Origin of the sequence: Proluteimonas luteida (assembly GCF_021191695.1) — a bacterium.
Classification (GTDB): Bacteria; Pseudomonadota; Gammaproteobacteria; order Xanthomonadales; family Xanthomonadaceae; genus Luteimonas; species Luteimonas luteida.
Map to the genome: position 1 here is coordinate 105,103 of NZ_JAIWPT010000012.1, position 15,873 is coordinate 120,975.

The 15,873-nt window shown below is 70.9% G+C and carries 18 protein-coding genes and 1 pseudogene; 11 read left to right on the forward strand and 8 right to left on the reverse strand.

Annotated features, from left to right (window positions below; genetic code table 11):
- Positions 1-49: 49 nt before the first annotated feature.
- Positions 50-1,159 carry an NAD(P) transhydrogenase subunit alpha gene (locus LDO26_RS12015; RefSeq protein WP_232131335.1) on the forward strand — a complete coding sequence of 370 codons (1,110 nt, stop codon included), beginning with the start codon at positions 50-52 and terminating at the stop codon, positions 1,157-1,159.
- A 173-nt stretch (positions 1,160-1,332) separates the two neighbouring features.
- Here the strand turns inward: LDO26_RS12015 and LDO26_RS12020 are convergent, their stop codons facing one another.
- Genes LDO26_RS12020 through LDO26_RS12030 form a run of 3 tightly spaced genes read right to left on the reverse strand, consistent with a single transcriptional unit; the run spans position 1,333 to position 2,777 of the window.
- Positions 1,333-1,791, reverse strand: coding sequence for a DUF3106 domain-containing protein (locus tag LDO26_RS12020; protein WP_232131336.1), 459 nt, complete (start codon positions 1,789-1,791; stop codon positions 1,333-1,335).
- Between the two features lie 3 nt (positions 1,792-1,794).
- Positions 1,795-2,220: a hypothetical protein gene (locus tag LDO26_RS12025; protein ID WP_232131337.1), complete on the reverse strand. Its 426-nt coding sequence runs from the start codon at positions 2,218-2,220 to the stop codon at positions 1,795-1,797.
- Positions 2,217-2,777 (reverse strand): RNA polymerase sigma factor, encoded by a 561-nt coding sequence (locus LDO26_RS12030; RefSeq protein ID WP_232131338.1) that lies wholly within the window; start codon positions 2,775-2,777, stop codon positions 2,217-2,219. Before LDO26_RS12030 ends, LDO26_RS12025 begins: the two co-directional genes overlap by 4 nt.
- Positions 2,778-3,000: 223 nt before the next feature.
- Here LDO26_RS12030 and LDO26_RS12035 point away from each other — a divergent pair, with 223 nt between their 5' ends.
- Together LDO26_RS12035 and LDO26_RS12040 are read left to right on the forward strand one after the other, a co-directional pair.
- The gene (locus tag LDO26_RS12035) at positions 3,001-3,306 is read left to right on the forward strand and encodes an NAD(P) transhydrogenase subunit alpha part 2 (RefSeq protein ID WP_232131339.1); all 306 of its coding nucleotides are present in this window, start codon (positions 3,001-3,003) and stop codon (positions 3,304-3,306) included.
- Positions 3,303-4,700 carry an NAD(P)(+) transhydrogenase (Re/Si-specific) subunit beta gene (locus LDO26_RS12040; RefSeq protein WP_232131340.1) on the forward strand — a complete coding sequence of 466 codons (1,398 nt, stop codon included), beginning with the start codon at positions 3,303-3,305 and terminating at the stop codon, positions 4,698-4,700. The genes LDO26_RS12035 and LDO26_RS12040 overlap by 4 nt, the downstream gene beginning before the upstream one ends.
- Positions 4,701-4,877: 177 nt before the next feature.
- Here LDO26_RS12040 and LDO26_RS12045 read toward each other — a convergent pair whose 3' ends face one another.
- The gene (locus LDO26_RS12045; RefSeq protein ID WP_232131341.1) at positions 4,878-5,288 is read right to left on the reverse strand and encodes a hypothetical protein; all 411 of its coding nucleotides are present in this window, start codon (positions 5,286-5,288) and stop codon (positions 4,878-4,880) included.
- A gap of 102 nt (positions 5,289-5,390) precedes the next feature.
- Between LDO26_RS12045 and sufT the strand changes: the two genes are divergently transcribed.
- The 5 genes and pseudogenes from sufT (at position 5,391) to LDO26_RS12070 (ending at position 11,285) form a co-directional block, all read left to right on the forward strand.
- Entirely contained in the window at positions 5,391-5,942 is a 552-nt protein-coding gene (gene sufT, locus LDO26_RS12050; protein ID WP_232131342.1) for a putative Fe-S cluster assembly protein SufT, read from the forward strand.
- A 251-nt stretch (positions 5,943-6,193) separates the two neighbouring features.
- Positions 6,194-7,945, forward strand: a pseudogene (locus tag LDO26_RS12055) (S8 family peptidase); the annotation flags it as partial.
- A gap of 48 nt (positions 7,946-7,993) precedes the next feature.
- Positions 7,994-8,275, forward strand: a complete 282-nt coding sequence (locus tag LDO26_RS12060) for a pre-peptidase C-terminal domain-containing protein (protein ID WP_232131380.1) — start codon at positions 7,994-7,996, stop codon at positions 8,273-8,275.
- A gap of 144 nt (positions 8,276-8,419) precedes the next feature.
- Positions 8,420-10,744 carry a pre-peptidase C-terminal domain-containing protein gene (locus LDO26_RS12065; RefSeq protein WP_232131343.1) on the forward strand — a complete coding sequence of 775 codons (2,325 nt, stop codon included), beginning with the start codon at positions 8,420-8,422 and terminating at the stop codon, positions 10,742-10,744.
- Between the two features lie 214 nt (positions 10,745-10,958).
- Positions 10,959-11,285, forward strand: a complete 327-nt coding sequence (locus LDO26_RS12070) for a hypothetical protein (protein WP_232131344.1) — start codon at positions 10,959-10,961, stop codon at positions 11,283-11,285.
- A 42-nt stretch (positions 11,286-11,327) separates the two neighbouring features.
- On the opposite strand, the gene LDO26_RS12075 is transcribed toward LDO26_RS12070, so the two are convergent.
- From LDO26_RS12075 to wrbA, 4 genes are all read right to left on the reverse strand, one after another.
- A complete protein-coding gene (locus tag LDO26_RS12075; RefSeq protein WP_232131345.1) occupies positions 11,328-11,816 on the reverse strand; it encodes an asparaginase domain-containing protein in 489 nt (162 codons plus the stop codon).
- 4 nt (positions 11,817-11,820) lie between these two features.
- Complete coding sequence (locus tag LDO26_RS12080) at positions 11,821-12,477, reverse strand: hypothetical protein (RefSeq protein WP_232131346.1); 657 nt, start codon at positions 12,475-12,477, stop codon at positions 11,821-11,823.
- Between the two features lie 187 nt (positions 12,478-12,664).
- Positions 12,665-13,006: a DUF2069 domain-containing protein gene (locus LDO26_RS12085; protein WP_232131347.1), complete on the reverse strand. Its 342-nt coding sequence runs from the start codon at positions 13,004-13,006 to the stop codon at positions 12,665-12,667.
- Entirely contained in the window at positions 13,003-13,596 is a 594-nt protein-coding gene (wrbA, locus tag LDO26_RS12090; protein ID WP_232131348.1) for an NAD(P)H:quinone oxidoreductase, read from the reverse strand. The genes LDO26_RS12085 and wrbA overlap by 4 nt, the downstream gene beginning before the upstream one ends.
- A gap of 141 nt (positions 13,597-13,737) precedes the next feature.
- Here wrbA and LDO26_RS12095 point away from each other — a divergent pair, with 141 nt between their 5' ends.
- From LDO26_RS12095 to LDO26_RS12105, 3 genes are read left to right on the forward strand one after another with little or no spacing between them, the layout of a single operon-like run.
- The gene (locus LDO26_RS12095; protein ID WP_232131349.1) at positions 13,738-15,009 is read left to right on the forward strand and encodes a YihY family inner membrane protein; all 1,272 of its coding nucleotides are present in this window, start codon (positions 13,738-13,740) and stop codon (positions 15,007-15,009) included.
- Positions 15,006-15,584 carry a TlpA family protein disulfide reductase gene (locus LDO26_RS12100; RefSeq protein ID WP_343226174.1) on the forward strand — a complete coding sequence of 193 codons (579 nt, stop codon included), beginning with the start codon at positions 15,006-15,008 and terminating at the stop codon, positions 15,582-15,584. Before LDO26_RS12095 ends, LDO26_RS12100 begins: the two co-directional genes overlap by 4 nt.
- The gene (locus LDO26_RS12105) at positions 15,581-15,859 is read left to right on the forward strand and encodes an acylphosphatase (protein WP_232131350.1); all 279 of its coding nucleotides are present in this window, start codon (positions 15,581-15,583) and stop codon (positions 15,857-15,859) included. Before LDO26_RS12100 ends, LDO26_RS12105 begins: the two co-directional genes overlap by 4 nt.
- Positions 15,860-15,873 lie beyond the last annotated feature (14 nt).

The window sequence follows — 15,873 nt, forward strand, 5'->3', positions numbered from 1 at the left end:
CACCGCGACGGTGCTTTAGGATGGGCCCGACTGCGAGGAGAAGCCCGACATGAGCGTGGACATCGGAGTGGCGCGCGAGACCTTGGACGGCGAACGCCGGGTCGCGTTGACGCCCGAAACCTGCCGCAAGTTCGTCGCCGCGGGCGCGCGGGTGCGCGTGCAGCGCGGTGCCGGCAACGGCGCGAGTCTCGCCGACGAGGCCTACGCCGAGGCGGGTGCGACCCTGGTCGACGACGCAAGCGCGGCGCTGGCCGATGCCGACATCGTGCTGTGCGTGCAGCCGCCATCGCCGGCGCTGCTGGCCACGCTGAAGCGCGGCGCGGTGCTGGTCGGCGCGCTGCAGCCCGAGGCGGATGCGGCGCGCGGCCAGGCGATCGTCGACGGCGGCCTGGTCGCGTTCCCGCTCGAACGCCTGCCGCGCACGACCCGTGCGCAGGCGATGGACATCCTCAGCTCGCAGGCCGGCATGGCCGGCTACAAGGCGGTGCTGATCGGCGCGCAACTGGCGCCGCGGTTCTTTCCGATGCTGACCACCGCCGCCGGCACCATCCGGCCGTCGAAGGTGCTGGTCATCGGCGCCGGCGTGGCGGGATTGCAGGCGATCGCCACCGCGCGCCGGCTCGGTGCGCAGGTGGAAGGGTTCGACGTGCGCCCGGAAACCCGCGAGCAGATCGAGTCGCTGGGCGGCCGCTTCCTCGACCTGGGGGTCAGCGCCGCGGGCGAGGGCGGCTACGCGCGGCAGCTGACCGACGAGGAGCGCGCCGAGCAGCAGCGCCGGCTGGCCGAGCACCTCAAGGGCATCGACGTGGTCGTCTGCACCGCGGCGGTGCCGGGACGGCCGGCGCCGAAGATCATCAGCGAGGCGATGGTCGCGGGCATGAAACCCGGCAGCGTGATCGTCGACCTGGCCGCCGAGACCGGCGGCAACTGCGCGGCGACCCGGCCGGGCGAGACGATCGACGTCGGCGGCGTGACGGTCGCCGGCCCGCTGCACCTCGCCAGCCAGGGTGCGCTGCACGCCAGCGAGATGTATGCGCGCAACCTCTACAACTTCGTGCAGTTGCTGCTGGCCGACGGCGGGGTGTCGCTGGACTGGAGCGACGAACTGCTCGACAGGACGGTCTGGCCACCGCGCGAGCCCGCGGCCGCGGCGGCCTGAGCGATGCGGCCGGGCGTCACGGGCCCGGGTCCTTCGCATGCGTCACGCCCGACCATCGGCAACGCGTCCCGCGCGGACGCGCAGGGCCATGCTCCGACGGCAGGCGGGTCGGCCATGACGCAACGCCGCGACGGGCCGCGCCATCTGCCCGACGCGTAGCGGCGTCGAAAGGCTCAGGGCTTGCCGCGGCGTGCCGGTTCGGCCGGCGGGGGATTGTCGGCCGCCCATTGCCGGCGCTGCTCGGGGCTCATCGTCCGCCAGCGTTCGCGCAGGGCGGAGCGCTCGGCTTCGGGCAGGGTCCTGAGCTTTTCGTAGAGTGCGCGCGCCTCCCGCTGTTGCGCAGGCGGCAGATGTTTCCAGCGGTGCATGCCGCTGCGTGCATTCTCGCGCTGCTCGGGGGTCATCGACTGCCAGCGGCGAGCATGGTCGAGCATGCGTGCGCGTTCCTCCGCGTCGCTGCCGTTCCAGCGTTCGCGGACCGGGGCGACCAGCTGCTCGCGCTGCGCGGCATCGAGCCGGTCCCAGTCCGGCAGCGGCGCGCGCGGCGGGGTCGCGAGGGCGAGACCGGCCATGCCCGGCAGCAGCGCGGCCAGCAGCAGCGGACGGAGAAGGGAGCGGGCGGACATCGGCATCGGTTACTCCAGGGCGAGCAGCGTGGCTTCGTTGCTGGCGAGCCACAGGTAGAAATCGGGGGATTCGTCGTACGCGGCGACCGCGTCGTCGACCGCATCGTCAAACCCGTCCGGGTCGGGCAGCAGCGCATCGACCGAGGCGATGACGTCGGGTGCCGGCGCGGTGCCGGTTTCCGGGCCGGGTGGCGCGACCACCTGCATGCCGACCGCGAGCGCGAACAGCGCGGCGAAGCTGGCGGCCACCGGCCAGGTCCAGCGCCGGCGCGGTGCGGACGCGTTCTGCGATGCGGCATGGCGCGCCTGGTGCAGCCGCGCCATCGTGCCGCCGGAGATGTGGGTCTGCGCATCGCGATACAGCGCGCGCAGGGCGGCGTCGCCGGCATCGCCGCCGGTGGCGGAACCGTGCAGGGGATCGTGGGACGAAGTCACCGGAATTCCTCCAGTTGGGTCTGCAGCGCCTCGCGGGCGCGGAACAGATGGGTTTTCACCGAGCCGGCACTGCATCCCATGATGCGCGCGGTGGTCTCGACGTCGAATTCCTCCAGTACGCGCAGCGTGAACGCCTCGCGCTGGCGTGCGGGCAGCCGGCCCAGCGCCGCGGACAGCTGCTGCCAGGCCTCCCGGCTGTCGTGGCTGCGCGACGGATCCGGGCCGGTGTCGGCCCAGTCGATGTCGCTGCCGTCGGCGGCCGTCGCATCACCGAGCCAGCTGAGGCGGAACTTGCGCCGGCGCTGCACGTCGATGATGCGGCTGCGCAGCACCGTCCAGAACAGCGGTGTCCATTCGCCGGCCGGCCGGTCGCGATAGCCGAGCATGCGCACCATCGCGTCCTGGACCGCGTCCAGCGCGTCGTCGCGATTGCGCAGGCCGAGTTCGGCGAAACGGAAGGCGCGGCGTTCGACGCTGCCGAGGAAGGCTTCGAGCGTGGCCGGCTCGGGGCGCTCCGTCGCGGCGGCGGATTCTGCCTGGGGCGGCGGCGCTGACATCGGGGCATTCACGCCCGACAGCGTATCGCGCGATACGTCCGCATGTCGGGGCTGGAAATGGCTGCCATCCATTGTCGGGTCATCGGGGCCGTGCACGGGGTCTGCCATGGGAACGCCCGGATGCGCCGGCGGTTGACACGCGGGCCGGTGGCGGCGCGGCAGCGGGCTGGCGCGGCGTTCACCGGCGGTTATGATGCGGGCTCCGCTGCCCCGGGGGCCGATGATGATCGATGGATTCGTGGCGCTGTACATCTTCATGCTGGCGGCCATCGCCGGCCATGTGATCATCTCGCGGGTGCCGGTGATCCTGCATACCCCGCTGATGTCTGGGTCGAACTTCATCCACGGCATCGTGCTGATCGGGGCGATGGTCGTGCTCGGCCACGCCGACACCACGCTGGAGAAGGCAATCGGCTTCATCGCCGTGCTGATGGGCGCGGGCAACGCGGCCGGCGGCTACGTCGTCACCGAGCGCATGCTCGAGATGTTCAAGCCCAGCGGCAAGCGCCCGCCCGGGGACGCGCCGTGACCGGCGCCGGGGCGCTCGGGGTGGTGGTCCAGGTCAGCTATCTGGTCGCCGCGACCCTGTTCCTGCTCGGCCTGCAGCGCATGGCCTCGCCGAAGACCGCGCGCTCGGGCATCCAGTGGGCCGGCGTCGGCATGGTGCTGGCGACGGTCGCGACGCTGTTCGTGCCGGGGCTGGAGAACATCGGCCTGATGCTGCTGGCGATCGCGATCGGCACCGCGCTGGCGTGGATCTCCGGCAAGAAGGTCGCGATCACCGACATGCCGCAGATGGTGGCGCTGTACAACGGCCTGGGCGGCGGCTCGGCGGCGGCGATCGGCGCGGTCGAACTGCTGCGCTGGTCGCAGCAGGGCGCGGCGCCCGGGCGGGTCGCCCTGGTGCTGGCGGTGCTCGGCGCGCTGATCGGCGCGGTCGCGCTGTCGGGCTCGGTGATCGCCTGGGCCAAGCTCGACGGGCGCATGGACAAGCGCTACACCTTCCCCGGCCAGCAGCTCTTCAACTTCGCGGTGTTCGGCGCCGCGGTCGTGCTCGGTGGCCTGGTGATCCATGCGCTGGGCATGCCCGCGATCGTCGCGTTCTTCGTCGTCGCGCTGGCGCTGGGCGTGCTGATGACGCTGCCGATCGGCGGCGCCGACATGCCGGTGGTGATCTCGCTGTACAACGCCTTCACCGGGCTGGCGGTCGCGTTCGAGGGCTACGTGCTCGGCAACGAGGCGCTGATCATCGCCGGCATGATGGTCGGCGCGGCCGGCATCCTGCTGACCCGGCTGATGGCCAAGGCGATGAACCGCTCGATCCGCAGCGTGCTGTTCTCCAGCTTCGGCGCCAGCGGGCAGGCGCAGGCGATCGAGGGCGCGCAGAAACCGATCGAGGCCGGCGATGTCGCGGCGATGATGGCCTATGCCGAACGCGTGGTCATCGTGCCGGGCTACGGCATGGCGGTCGCGCAGGCCCAGCACAAGATCTGGGAACTGGCGCAGCGGCTGATCGAGCGCGGGGTCAAGGTCAAGTTCGCGATCCATCCCGTCGCCGGCCGCATGCCCGGGCACATGAACGTGCTGCTGGCCGAGGCCGGCGTGCCCTACGACCTGATCGCCGACATGGACGACATCAATCCCGAGTTCGCCAACACCGACGTCTCGCTGGTGATCGGCGCCAACGACGTGGTCAACCCGGTGGCGAAGACCGATCCGGCCAGTCCGATCTACGGCATGCCGATTCTCGACGTGGTCGATTCGAAGAACGTCATCGTCATCAAGCGCGGCAAGGGCACCGGCTTTGCCGGCATCGAGAACGCGCTGTTCTACGCCGACAACACGCGGATGCTCTACGGCGACGGCGCCGAGGTCGCCGGCGCGCTGGTCGGCGAACTCAAGGCGCTCGACGGGGGGCACTGACCGCGGCCCGCCCGGCGCCGTCGCAGGGGCAGAGAAGGCGGGCCTCGACCGGCCATCACAGGGATCGTTCCCGTGGCGAGGCGGGTCGGGACCCGCCCTGCGCATCGACGGCTGCGCGCCGCTCCCTTCGGCGAGAACCGGATCGATCCCGTGGCCGCCTCGAAGAGGGGCGACAAGTCAGCGCGACAATACCGCGGCGATGACCAGGCCGGCGCCGAACCAGGCCAGATCCACCGCCGAGTTGGCCATGCCGGCCAGCGTCCACGCATGCTGCGGTCCCAGCTTGAGCGCCGACTCCCAAGGCAGCATGCCCATCGGCCGGGCCAGCTGCGCGGCGACGATGCCCCAGCTGGCGACGATGATCGCCAGCGCGGTCGCCGCGGTGCCCAGCGCCGCACGCAGCAGCCCCGGACGCGCGCGCGCCAGGCGCAACAGCCAGGCCGCGTCGAGCGCGGCGACCACCGCCATCCAGCTGCTCTGGGCGTTTCGGTTTTCGGCGACCAGGATCCATGCCGCGGCGATGCCGAGGCTGCCGAGCAGCAGCAGTGCGATCGCAAGCGGCCAGCGCCGTGCGCGGGTTGGGGGCATGGAAGAGGGGAGGTGTGGACGGAGTCGGGCAGCATACCGGCGCGCGGCGATACAATGACAGCCTTGTTGCGGCCGTCGTCCGCCACCACCTTGTAGCAGGCCATGTACTCCCGCAGCAGCGAACCGGTCCGTTTCGAGCGCGATTGCGCCGCCGTCCTCGTCCCCCAGGGCGAGGACGTCACGTTGCCCGCGGGCAGTGCCGGCTACATCACCCAGGCGCTGGGCGGCAGCTACACGGTGTTCGTCGAGGGCAACCTGTTCCGCATCTCCGGCCGCGACGCCGACGCGATCGGCAAGGAGCCGCCGGTGCCGCTGGAGCTGCCCGACGGCGCCGACGATGCCGCCGTCGAACGCATGGTCTGGAACCAGCTGCGCACCTGCTTCGACCCGGAGATCCCGATCAACGTCGTCGACCTGGGGCTGGTGTACGAAGCGGTCGTGCTCCCCGGCGACGCCGGCGCGCGCAAGGTCGAGGTCAGGATGACGCTGACCGCGCCCGGCTGCGGCATGGGCGAGATCCTCGTCGACGACGTCCGCAGCAAGCTGGAACTGATCCCGACGGTGGCCGAGGCCGATGTCGAACTGGTGTTCGACCCGCCCTGGAACCGCTCGATGATGTCCGAGGCGGCCAGGCTGGAAACCGGCATGCTCTGAGCCGCCAGCTGCGGTTCCATTTCCTGAATTGGACTTATATCGTCAAATTGTGACGGTATTTGCGCTTGTGCGCGGAACTTTAACGAAATTTTGCGTTGCGCCATGGTCGGGCTGTCGCGTAGCGTCAGTTTGCGGTCAGTTTTGTCACGTCCGCGCTCGTTTGGGGCCGGTGCCGGCGCATCCCGTTTCGCTTCGGACTGCAGCCCCGTTGATGCCGTGATCATGCGGCCCACTCTGCCTTGGGGTATCGGATGTCCAAGAAGAAGAACGAAAACCTCGCACCACGCCGGCGCCTGCTCGCCGCCGCCATCGTCGTGTCCATGGCCGCCTTCGGCCCGCTGTCGGTCAATGCGGCCGAGCGCGTCAATCTCGGTGGGCTGCAATCCGCCGACACCCACGACCGTTTCATCGTCAAGTATCGCGACGACGCCGCGCAGCAGGCGCCCGCCGCGATCAATGCCCGTCTGCAGGCCGCCGCCGGGCGCGTCGGCGCGACCGGTGCCGGCAAGCAACTGCGCGTCGAACACCTGCGCCGGATGGCGCTGGGCGCGGACGTGATCCGCAGCAGCCGCAAGCTCGACCGCGCCGACGCCGAGTCGCTGATGCGCCAGATCGCCGCCGATCCGGCCGTCGAGTACGTCGAGGTCGACAAGCTCAACCGGGTGTTCTGGACGCCCAACGATCCACGCTTCGGCGAACAGTACGGCTTCGGCACCGGTGCCGGCGGCATCCGCGCGACCGGCGCCTGGGACATCACCAAGGGTTCGGGCGCGGTGGTCGCGGTGCTCGACACCGGCATCACCAGCCACAGCGACCTCAACGCCAACATCCTGCCCGGCTACGACTTCATCAGCGATGCGACGGTCGGCGGCGACGGCGACGGCCGCGACGCGGACCCGAGCGATCCGGGCGACTTCGAGGGCGGCTATGCGTCCAGCTGGCATGGCACGCACGTCACCGGCACCGTGGCCGCGGTCACCAACAACGGCGTCGGCGTCGCCGGTACCGCGCCCGAGGCCAAGGTGGTCCCGGTGCGCGTGCTCGGTCGCGGCGGCGGCTACGACTCGGACATCGCCGACGCGGTGATCTGGGCATCGGGCGGCACCGTCAGCGGCGTGCCGGCCAACCAGAATCCGGCCGAGGTCATCAACCTCAGCCTCGGCGGCAGCGGCAGCTGCGGCAACGCGATGCAGAGCGCGATCAACGGCGCGGTCGGCCGCGGTACCACGCTGGTCATCGCCGCGGGCAACAGCAACGCCAACGTCTCGGGCTTCTCGCCGGCGAACTGCAGCAACGTCATCGCGGTGGCATCCAACACGAGCACCGGCGCGCGCTCGAGCTTCTCCAACTACGGCGCCGGCATCACCATCTCCGCGCCGGGCTCGGGCATCCTCTCCACGCTCAACAGCGGCCAGACCACGCCGGGCAGCGAGAGCTACGCGTCGTACGACGGCACCTCCATGGCCGCGCCGCACGTCGCCGGCGTCGTCGCGCTGGTGCAGTCGGTATCCAACCCGGTCAAGACCCCGGACGAGATCAAGGCCCTGCTGACCAGCACGGCGCGTGCGTTCCCGTCGACGCCGTCGCAGCCGATCGGCGCCGGTATCGTCGATGCCCAGGCGGCGGTCCAGGCCGCTGCCGGCGGCGGTGGCAACCCGGATCCCGATCCCGATCCGGACCCCGATCCGGATCCGGGCGACGGCTCGCTGACCAACGGCGTGCCGGTCACCGGCGTGTCCGGTGCCGCGAACAGCAGCCAGTACTGGACGATCACGGTCCCGGCCGGTGCCAGCAACCTGGTGGTCTCCACCAGCGGCGGCAGCGGCGATGCCGACCTGTACGTCCGCTACGGTGCGCAGCCGACGACCAGTGCCTACGACTGCCGGCCGTACCGCGCCGGCAACAGCGAGTCGTGCAGCTTCGCCGCGCCGCAGGCCGGGGTCTACCACGTGCTGGTGCGCGGCTATTCGGCGTTCTCGGGCGTGACCCTGACCGCCAGCTACACCGAAGGCAGCGGCGGCAGCGGCAACGAGCTGCAGAACGGCGTGCCGGTGACCGGCCTGTCCGGTGCGGCCGGCAGCGTCCGCGACTGGATCCTGCAGGTCCCGTCGGGCGCCAGCTCGCTGACCATCGCCAGCTCCGGCGGCACCGGCGACGGCGACCTGTACGTGCGCCGCGGCGCGGCGCCGACCACCACGGCCTACGACTGCCGGCCGTATCGCACCGGCAATGCGGAGACCTGCACCTTCAGTTCGCCGCAGGCGGGGACGTGGCATGTGCAGTACCGGGGGTATTCCGCCTATTCGGGCGTGACCCTCAGCGCGAACTTCTGACGTTCCAACGGCAGGAGGGGGCAACAGGCGGGCCGGTGCGATGCACCGGCCCGCAGTGGCATCGAAGCGGTAAATGGGGGCGCTCCGGAAACAGGAGCGCGGTTCCGGCGCCATCCGGGCGCAACAACCAAGGGCAGCAGATCAATGAAGGGATGGATTGCGATCATCATGGCCGGCGCGATGTCGGCCGGTACCGCCTGGGCGTCGCCACGCGATGTCCGACCCGCGGCGTTCGACCAGCGCCTGCCGGCCGAACACACCGTCGAACTCAAACGCATGCCGGCGGTCAATGTCGCCCGCCTGCAGGCCGAAGACCGGCAGCTGGACCGCGCGCTGGGCCAGCGTCCGGTGCGGTTCGCCGCCGCGCAGACGGCCAACCTGACGCCGCAGGACGCCGGTGACTGGGACGAACTCGCCAACGGCGACCTGGTGTGGCGCCTGCGCGTGGAATCGCGCGGCGCGCTGTCGCTGAACTTCGGATTCTCCGAATACCGCATGCCCGAGGGCGGCCGCCTGCTGGTGTATCCGGCCGGCCTGGACCGCAACGCCGATCCGTCGACGATCCGCGCCTTCACCGCCGCCGACAACAAGGCCCATGGCCAGCTGTGGACGCCGATCGTGCCCGGCGATACCGCGGTGCTCGAGGTGGTCGTGCCGAAGGCGAAGCTCGGCGAGCTGAAGCTGCGCCTGGACAGCGTCAACCACGACTATGTCGGTTTCGGCAGGCTCGCCCGCGAAGGCGCGCTGGCCGAGACCAAGGGCGTGTCGGGCAGCTGCAACGTCGACGTGGTCTGTCCCGATGGCGACGATTTCCGTGCGGAGATCCCGTCGGTCGGCGCCTACTCGCGCTTCGGCCAGTTCTACTGCAGCGGCTCGTTGCTCAACAACACCGCCGGCGACCAGAAGATGTACTTCCTGACCGCGCACCACTGCGGCATGGGGACGGCCGACGCCGCGGCCAGCATCGTCGTCTACTGGAACTACGAGAACTCGGTCTGCCGCACGCCGGGCAGCGCCGAGAGCGGCGCCAACGGCGACGGCAGCCTCGACCAGAACCAGACCGGCGCGGTGGTCCGCGCGACCTACGCCGCGTCGGACTTCACCCTGCTCGAGCTCGATGACGCCGCCGACCCGGCCTTCAACCTCAGCTGGTCGGGCTGGGACCGCCGCGACATCGCCCCGGCGGGCGCGACCGGCATCCACCACCCGCGCGTGGCCGAAAAGCGCATCACCCACTCGGACAACCCGCTGCGGGTCGAGGGCTACCTGGGCGCCAGCGGCACCAGCCACCTGTGGGTCCAATGGAACCAGCGCGGCACCACCGAGGGCGGTTCCTCCGGTTCGCCGATCTACAGCCCCGAGGGCCGCGTGGTCGGCCAGCTGCACGGCGGCTACGCATCCTGCTCCACCACCGGTGCCGACCACGTCGACTGGTATGGCCGCGTGTTCACCTCGTGGACCGGCGGTGGCACCGACGCGACCTCGCTGGCCAGCTGGCTGGATCCCACCGGCAGCGGCGTCGAGTTCCTCGACACCCTGGGCGCCGACGGCCCGGGCGAGCCGGGCGATCCGGTCGCCGGCTTCACCTACGAGGTCGACAACGACAGCCTGACAGTGACCTTCACCGACACCTCGACCGACGAGGACGGCGACATCGTCGCCCATGCCTGGAACTTCGGCGACGGCACCACGTCGACCGAGGCCAGCCCGGTCAAGACCTATGACGCCGCCGGCGTCTACCAGGTCTCGCTGACGGTGACCGACGACGACGACCGCACCAGCACCAGCACCCAGACCATCGAGGTCGGCGACACCGGTCCGGACGCGACCGAGATCCTCAACCGAGTGCCGGTGACGGGACTGTCCGGTGCGGCGGGCAGCGAGTTGCTGTATGCACTGACCGTGCCCGAAGGCGTGACCGGTCCGCTGACCATCACCTCGTCGGGCGGCAGTGGCAACGTGTCGCTGTATGTCAGCTTCGAGGCCGAACCGCAGGCCGACGACTACGACTTCGCGTCGCAGCGTCCGGGCAACAACGAGACCGTGCGCATCAACGCACCGCAGGCAGGGGTGTACTACATCAAGCTGGCCGGCGAGGCCGCCTTCAGCGGCGTCACCCTGCAGGCGCGCCATGCCGAGGCGGCCGGCCCCGGGCCGGGCGGCAACGAGCTGGAGAACGGCGTGCCGGTCACCGCGATCTCCGGCGCGACCGGCAGCGAGCAGTTCTGGACCATCGAGGTGCCGGCCGGGACCACCAGCCTCAGCGTCGCGATGAGCGGCGGCAGCGGTGACGCGGACCTGTACGTGCGCCAGGGCAGCCAGCCGACGGTCTCGGACTATGACTGCCGCCCGTACAACCTCGGCAACAACGAGACCTGCACGTTCACCAACCCGCAGGCCGGCACCTGGCACGTCATGATCCGTGCCTATTCGGCATTCGAGGGCGTGACCCTGGTCGGCAACTGGTGAGCCGACGGCCTTCACCCCGGGTTGCCCGGGGTGCAGGCATCCTCGGGACCCGCCGCGCGCCGCTGGCCGGCGCGCGGCGCCCCGTCCCGACACGAGACCCCGCATGATGGTCGCGCGCTTCCGATATACGCTTCCGCTGGCCTGTCTGCTCGCGGCCCCCGTGCTGGGCGCCTGCGCCGCCGCAGGCGGGCATCAACCCGAAGGAGGCGCCGACGTGGCCCGATTGCAGGAACCCGGACCGTACCAGCGCTTCATCGTCAAATACCGCGGCGACAGTGCGCCGGGGCGCGACCCGCAATCGGTGCAGCCGCGCCTGACCCGGGCGGCGGACGGACTCGACGGTGGCGTGCGACTGCAATGGCTGCGACGCATGGGCGTGCAGGCCGACGTGTTCCAGTCCAGCGCGCCGCTGGACCGCGAGCAGGCCCAGCACCTGCTGGACACCTTGGCGGCCGATCCCGACGTCGAGTACGTCGAAGTCGATGGCCGCATGGGCATCGATCCGCGGCCGCCGCTGCGGCAGAGCCGCGATCCGCGCTGAAGCGCGGGCGATTCCTCCGGAAGCCCTGCCACGGGCGGTATTTCAGCCGATCGGCTCGAACCGGTTGGCATCGACGTTCTTGCGCACCTTCAGCGGATCCCAGATGCGGCCGTTCATCGCGACGTAGACGCCGGGCGGCTTCGACTGCACCGCGCCGACCGCGGTGCCGATGTTGAATTCGGCGTCCGAGCCGCGGAACCGCGCCGGGCTCAGCGCGCCGGTCAGCACGATGGTCTTGCCCTCGATCGACGCCAGCACCTTGGCGGTCTCGACCATGGAGTCGGTGCCGTGGGTCAGCAGCACGTGCCGCGCCGGCTGGGCGGCGATCGTGGCACGGACCAGCTCGCGGTCGGCGTCGGTGATGTGCAGCGAGTCCTTGCGGATGATCGGGATCACCCGGTAGCGGAACGCGACGCCGAGCTCGTCGAGCATGCGCCCGATCTGCGGATCGCCGACCTGGAAGTCGGACTTGTCGTCGAAGTAGATCTTGTCGATCGTGCCACCGGTGGTGACGATCAGCAGCTCGTCCATTGCATCAGTCCTGCAGAGGGGTGTCGGCGGAATCGTCCGCCGCGGGCTGCGGCGTAACGGTGCCGGGCAGGGCGAGATGATAGTCGCTGCCGTAAAGCTCGCATATCGGCAGCCACTGCGCGTTGGGCGGCGCGATGACCTCCCCGCTGCCGTCGGGCGTGGCCCTGCGGAACCGGCAGTCGGCCTCGTCCTCGTTACCTAGCCAGCCGACGCTGATGATGAATGCCATGGCGTCGGCGACCTGCGGCTGCGGACCGGGCAGCAGCGGCCAGGCGTGGTATTCCCAGGCGCAGCAGCTCGCTCGCCCGGCCTCCACCAAGTGGCCGTCGAGGATGCGGATGTCCGCCCAGGCGCCGCTGAAGAAATGCGACAGCCTGCCGCTGGCCGGATCGAGCCGGTAAAGCGTGCCTTCGCAGTTGGGGCCGGCGCCGCACGTGCCGGTGACCTGCACTTCCTGGATGCCATCGTTGTCGAGATCGATGAAATCCACGAAACGGATTTCCTCATCCGCCGCGTCGAGCGGTGCCATCGCGGGTCGATAGCGATCACTGCCGGGCGCGGCGTACGCGATGACGTAGCGCGTGGGCGCGGTGCCTTTGTCGTCAGGTGCTGCCGGGCAGACCGGAGTGATGCGCAGCCGCGAACCATCGGCATTGCGCACGTCCCTGGAAGGACATGCCGCATCCGCGGCCGGCGCCTCCGCCGCGGCGAGCGGCGACCACAGAAGTGCCGCCAGCAGCAGGCCGGCCAGCAGCGATGCAGCCAGGGATGGGCACTTCATCGGTCGTCTGCCCGCTGGCGGCGACGCGAGGGTCGTCTGCGCATGCGCGGCGTTCGCGCTTGCCGGTTCATCGCCGCCGGCCGCCGAACCGCGCGCGGATGCCGGGCAGGCTGGCCGAGAACACGACCGCCAGCGACAGTGCGATGCCGGCCCACGGATAGACGCCCAGCTCCGGGTGCGACCATGCGTACATCACCCCGTGCGAGAACCAGAACAGCGCGGCGATGCCGGCCCACAGCGGTGCACTGGCGAAGCCGCGCAGCACCGCGGCCAGCAGCACCAGCGGCGGCAGCACGAACACCAGCAGCGCGGCACCGAAGTGCGCATCGTCGCGGTGCCAGGCCAGGTACAGCAGCGCGAGCAGTCCCAGCGACGTGGCCAGCACGGTCCGCGACGACGGCAGCGTCATGCCGACAGCTTCACGGCGAGCTGCGCCACCCGCCGGCCCAGCGCGCGCGCCAGCAGCGCCTCGTCGTCGCTGGGCTGCGGATCGTCCTGCTGGCCGGCGACGTGGCTGGCGCCATACGGCGTGCCGCCGCCGCGCGTCGTGGTCAGCGCCGGCTCGGTGTAGGGAATGCCGGCGATCACGCAGCCGTGGTGCAGCAGCGGCACCAGCATCGTCAGCAGCGTCGCCTCCTGGCCGCCGTGCTGGGTCGCGGTCGAGGTGAACACGCCGGCGGGCTTGCCGACCAGGGTGCCGCTGGCCCACTCGGCGCCGAGGCCGTCGAGGAAGTGCTTCAGCGGCGCGGCCATGTTGCCGAAGCGGGTCGGGCTGCCGAGCAGCAGGCCGGCGCATTCGGCCAGGTCGCCGTGTTCGACGTACGGCGCGCCGTCGTCGGGGACCGGCGGCGCGGTCTGCCGGGTGACCGCGGCGACCGGCGGCACCGTGCGCAGCCGCGCCGTCATGCCGTCGACCTCGCCGATGCCGCGCGCGATCTGCCGGGCGAGGCGCGCGACGGATCCGTTGCGGCTGTAGTAGAGGACGAGGATGTCGGGCATGGGCGATGGCAGGGAACGGGGATGGGGATGGAAGCGCGGGCGCGGACGGGCGCAGTACGTCCGCGCCGGTGCAGTATCCGGGCAACCGATGCCCGGCGCCAACGCCGCGTCGCGCGCACCGCGCTTTGCTAACCTGCGCGCATGGAGCCGCTGGACACCCTGACCCGCTGGAGCGAACGCACGCTGGACCGGGCGCGGGCGCTGACCTTCTCGCGGTTCCTGTGGCGGCGCTTCCTCGACGACCGCCTGTTCGAGTCGTCCGGTGCGCTGGCCTTCACCACGGTGTTCGCCCTGGTGCCGCTGTCGATGGTGGTGTTCGGCGTGCTGTCGGTGTTCCCGGCGTTCGGCAAGTGGCGCGACCAGCTCAGCGACTACATCTTCTCCAACTTCGTGCCCAGCTCCGCGCGCGCGGTCGAGCAGGTGCTGCTGCAGCTGTCGGCCAACACCGGGCAGTTGACGACGATCGGCGTGATCGCGCTGGTGGTCTCGGTACTGGTGACCCTGCTGAGCGTGGAGGGCACGTTCAACCGCATCTGGCGGGTCAAGTCCGCGCGGCCCACCTTCACCCGCTTCCTCGTCTACTGGACGGTGCTGACCCTGGGCGCGCTGATCGCGACGGCGAGCCTGGCGGTATCGGCGCGTTTCTTCTCGCTGCAGATCTTCAATACCGAGGGCGGGCAATGGCTGCGCGGCATGATGATCTGGGCCGCGCCGATGACGATCGAGCTGGCGGCCTTCGCCACGCTCTACCGGGTGGTGCCGCACCGCACCGTGCAATGGCGGCATGCGTTGGCCGGCGCGGTGCTGGCGGTGCTGCTGTCGGAAATCGTCAAGTGGGGCATCGGCCTGTACCTGGGCAGTTTCAGCGCCTACGAGAAGATCTACGGCCAGATCGCGTTCCTGCCGATCTTCCTACTGTGGGTCTACCTGGGCTGGGTGTCGATCCTGCTGGGCGCGTCGTTCGCGGCGTCGATCTCGGCATTCCGCTACCAGCCGGCGCACCTGCGGCTGCCGCGCGGCTACGAGCTCTACGGCTTGCTGCGCATGCTGGGACGCTTCCGCGAGGCGCGTCTGGCCGGGCGCGGGCTGCACAGTGACGAGATCCAGCGGCTCGAGCCGATGCTCACCGACGATCTGGTCCAGCAGATGCTGGCGCAGCTGGAGGAGATCGCGCTGGTGCGCCGCGCCGAGACCGGCGAATGGCTGCTGGCGCGCGATCTCGACGGGATGACCGTCGCCGAGCTCTACGAGACCTGCCACCTGCGCATCCCGATCGCCGAGGCCTGCCTGCCGTGCCGCGACGATGCCTTGGGCATCGCCGCCTCCCGGGCGCTCGACGACCTGCGCATTCCCCTGCGCGACCTGCTGAAGCGGCCGGTCGCCAGTGTCTACGCCTCGATGGAGACGCCATGAAACCGCACCCTCTGCTGTCCGCCGGCCTGGCCGCCTGTGTACTGGCCGCCGCGCTGTCCGCCTGCCGCCCCGCGACCGACGACAGCACGCCCGAAGCGCCTGCCGCCACCGGACGCGAAGGACCCGCTGGCGATGCCGTCGCCGGGTCCGCGGCGTTTCCCGCGCTGCGCGTGGACACGGTCGACGGCGGCGTGTTCGATCTCGCCGAGCACCGCGGCCAGTGGGTCGTGGTGAACTTCTGGGCGACCTGGTGCGCGCCGTGCCTGAAGGAAATGCCGGAACTGTCCGCGCTCGATGCGATGCGCGACCACATCGACGTCGTCGGCCTGGCCTACGAGGAGATCGACGTCGCCGACATGCGCGCGTTCCTCGACAGGCGCCCGGTGGTGTACCCGATCGCGATCATCGACACCTACGACCCGCCTGCCGACTTCGACACGCCCAAGGGCCTGCCGATGACCTACCTGATCGCGCCCGACGGCAGCGTCGCGCGCAAGTTCCTCGGCCCGGTCACCGCCGAGGGCATCGAGGCGATGATCGCCGAGGCCGGCGGACCGGCCGCTGCCGGCGCATGACCACGGTCGCGCGCTTCTTCGTCAGCGGGCGGGTGCAGGGCGTGTTCTTCCGCGCCTCGACACGCGAGCATGCGCTGCGGCTGGGCCTCGCGGGCCATGCCCGCAATCTTGCCGACGGCCGGGTCGAGGTGGTCGCCGCCGGCGATCCCCACGCGATCGAGGCACTGGCCGCCTGGCTGGCCGAGGGGCCGCCGCTGGCGGTGGTCGCGGGCGTCGAACGCAACGCGCCCGCCGACGATGCGCCGGCACCGGACGCCGGATTCCACGTGCGCTGATCGTCGCCGCGGGG